The sequence below is a fragment of the Capnocytophaga catalasegens genome (assembly GCF_026005215.1).
Classification (GTDB): Bacteria; Bacteroidota; Bacteroidia; order Flavobacteriales; family Flavobacteriaceae; genus Capnocytophaga; species Capnocytophaga catalasegens.
Window position 1 is genome coordinate 9,270 of sequence record NZ_BPMA01000063.1, and the last position, 2,722, is coordinate 11,991.

A 2,722-nucleotide genomic window follows, 5' to 3' on the forward strand; every position below is an offset into this window, starting at 1 on the left:
TCTTCTTGAAAAAGTGAATAATTATGTTTTTAGACAAGAAATAGGGCAAGAAAGCGTTTGTCCTGACGATTGTTCTCAATGTTTTGATTATCAAGATGTATGGGAAAATCCAGAAATAAGTGCAGATAATGGAGGAAAAAATAATAACCGATATGGAAAAGGGTCAACAAGAGGACATAAAGGAGTTGATATTGTATCAGGTCCTAATTATAAAGAGGTTCATTCTTTAATGTGTGGAGTTGTAGAAGCAGTTGTTTCTTCTTTTGCAACAAATGAATATGGATATAAAAAATTAGGAAATGTTGTAAATATAAAATCTAAAGATAAAAATGGTAACTCTGTATATATTTTATACTGTCACTTGGACAAAGTCTATGTAAAAAAAGGAGACAGGATAAAACACGGACAAAAAATAGCCCTTTCTGGTTCTACGGGTAATGGAGCAGAGATATTAGATAGCAAAGGAAATTTAATAAAAGGAATAAGGAGTAAATATTGGCATTGCCATATAGAAGCCTGTTCCAATGGAGCTGGTGTAACTTCTTTTTATGGAAAAGATAGATTACAACCTGAGGATTATATGAAAACTAAATTTGACGAAAATGGAAATGCAATTAAATAAAATTTATTGGATAATATTGTTTCAAGTTTGTTTTGCTTGTAAAGGAAATATAAAAAATGATAACCTTACAAATTTTTCTATCGAAACAAAGCAAGACACCATTAAAAAAGAGATTCAAGAGAAAGAAATTCAAGAAAAAGAGAATATCGATATTATTAATTTTTTTGATAAAAAATATGATAGTATACCATTTGAGATGGTATTAGATGAGTCAAATATTTCAGACCACCCTGTGAAATCATATTTAAATTGTAAAAATGAAGGTTACTTTACTATTCATTTTATTCCCAAGGAAAAAGAATTACGTTTTTTTTGGGAAAAAAAATTTTTTGAGGATTATAATTTTGAAGATTATGATTTAGAGAAAGATAGTAAAAAAATAGACTCTATCATTAACAATAATTATGACAAATATAATATTTTTGTTTGCCATATTGTTAAACAATATCTTCATGAAGATAATTGCACTTTTGAGAGTATCGTTTATAAGAAAAATGCGAGATTAAATATTTATTTATATAATTTTAATAAATGGGATTTAAAAAAAACAATAGATTTAAATTTATTACCTCCATATTACAATAATTCTTTTTTTTATAAAACATTTCCAGAAGTTTTTAGATAGCTTTTTCATTGAATTTGTGTACAAAACGAAGAGCTACAAGCCTGTTATAACAAACCAGAATTGTATCATACTTTTTCACGAATGGTTTGCAAACATAAAAGTGAATGGTCGTATTCGTGGAGCAAAATAGAGGAAGACGGTAAAAAGTTTTTGAAATATCATCATCCTGATGCCTCAGATGATAAAATAAAGGAACGCTTAAAGGAAACCAAAACTAAATACGATGCTTTGTATGATTTTTGGGCGGTACTCAAAGCAAAAGGTGTTTTTAAAACGGATACATTTTGGTACTTTGAGCCTTTTGGTTGGGTAGAGCAAATGAAGAGGGTGTTTGGTGTTTTGGATAAAAATATCATATATATTACCCGCAAATGGGAAAGGTGGACAGGAGAAAATGGAAGTAGTGCTACTTTTGGAACTTTTGTTTTTGATGATATCACAGGTTTTATTTGCGAACCTTATGGACCCGAAACAACAATAAGTAATCAAGATAAAAGAATCCCAGTAGGAACTTATAATCTAAAATGGCATTTTTCAACTGATTATCCAAAAAATAAGTATACACTTCAAAGTGCTTTTGGAAGAAAGTGGAATTTAAATTTTCCTGTTTTAGAATATGGTGTAGTTTGTGTTTATAATGAAAATGTTTCTGCTGATAGAGGTATTTTAATACACGCAGGACAGGATGGAGGATGGACAAAGGGATGTATTTTACCAAGTACAACTTTAAATATGAATATTGATAAGAGAAATACAAATCTTAGAAATTCTGTTGAGACATTATATGAAATTTTAGATAAAATAAAAGAAAAAGGGATTAAAAATGTTAAATTAATTATTAAAGATGAAATTAAGTAAAAAAATAATATTTATCGTGCTTGTATTGTTTTATTTCTTTGCAATTGGACAAGAAAAATGTACTTTTGAACAAGTGAAAAAAACGTTTATGATTGAGAATTTGCAATATCAAAGATGTACAAAACATATAAATTTAGAAAATGTTTTAAGATACAACAAGACAGATTTTTTGGGCTTTATAGGTGAAAATAAAAAAAGATTAAAAATTATTATCCTTTCTGTAAATCAATATAAAAAAAATCCACAGAAGTACTTAATCAAAGGATTTAGTACTGTAATAAATAAAAACAAAAGATTTTTTGAAGGAATATTTTTTGTTGAAAATAGTTTTTTATTTTCTGAACTTCCTTTTGAAAGTTCCGTTGATGACCTTTATGGATTTTCAATATTGACTTACCAATTGTATGAAGATAAAGAGTTAACTGCAACAGGTATTTTTGAGGGAAAAATAATTGTTTCTTGGAAGAAAAAACAAAATGTTATTGAATACGAAGATATTTTTGATGGTTATGATGGATGTAGGAATTATCAGTTTATAGGCACTTGGACGAGTTACAAGACAGGTAAAAGTCAAGAGTGTAATTGGGGACAGCATCGCATTCCTTGCTCTGGTGATT

General features: G+C 28.1%; 4 protein-coding genes. All 4 read left to right on the forward strand.

Features of this window, described 5'->3' with window-relative positions; translation table 11 throughout:
- Positions 1-622, forward strand: a 622-nt coding sequence (locus OO775_RS12555; RefSeq protein WP_264847552.1) for a M23 family metallopeptidase, incomplete at its 5' end; no start/stop codon positions are given.
- Complete coding sequence (locus tag OO775_RS12560; protein ID WP_264847553.1) at positions 603-1,247, forward strand: hypothetical protein; 645 nt, start codon at positions 603-605, stop codon at positions 1,245-1,247. The genes OO775_RS12555 and OO775_RS12560, both read left to right, overlap by 20 nt.
- An 81-nt stretch (positions 1,248-1,328) precedes the next feature.
- Complete coding sequence (locus tag OO775_RS12565) at positions 1,329-2,105, forward strand: DUF5675 family protein (RefSeq protein ID WP_264847554.1); 777 nt, start codon at positions 1,329-1,331, stop codon at positions 2,103-2,105.
- Positions 2,092-2,722 (forward strand): hypothetical protein (locus OO775_RS12570; protein WP_264847555.1); only part of this gene is annotated, 631 nt, incomplete at its 3' end. The genes OO775_RS12565 and OO775_RS12570, both read left to right, overlap by 14 nt.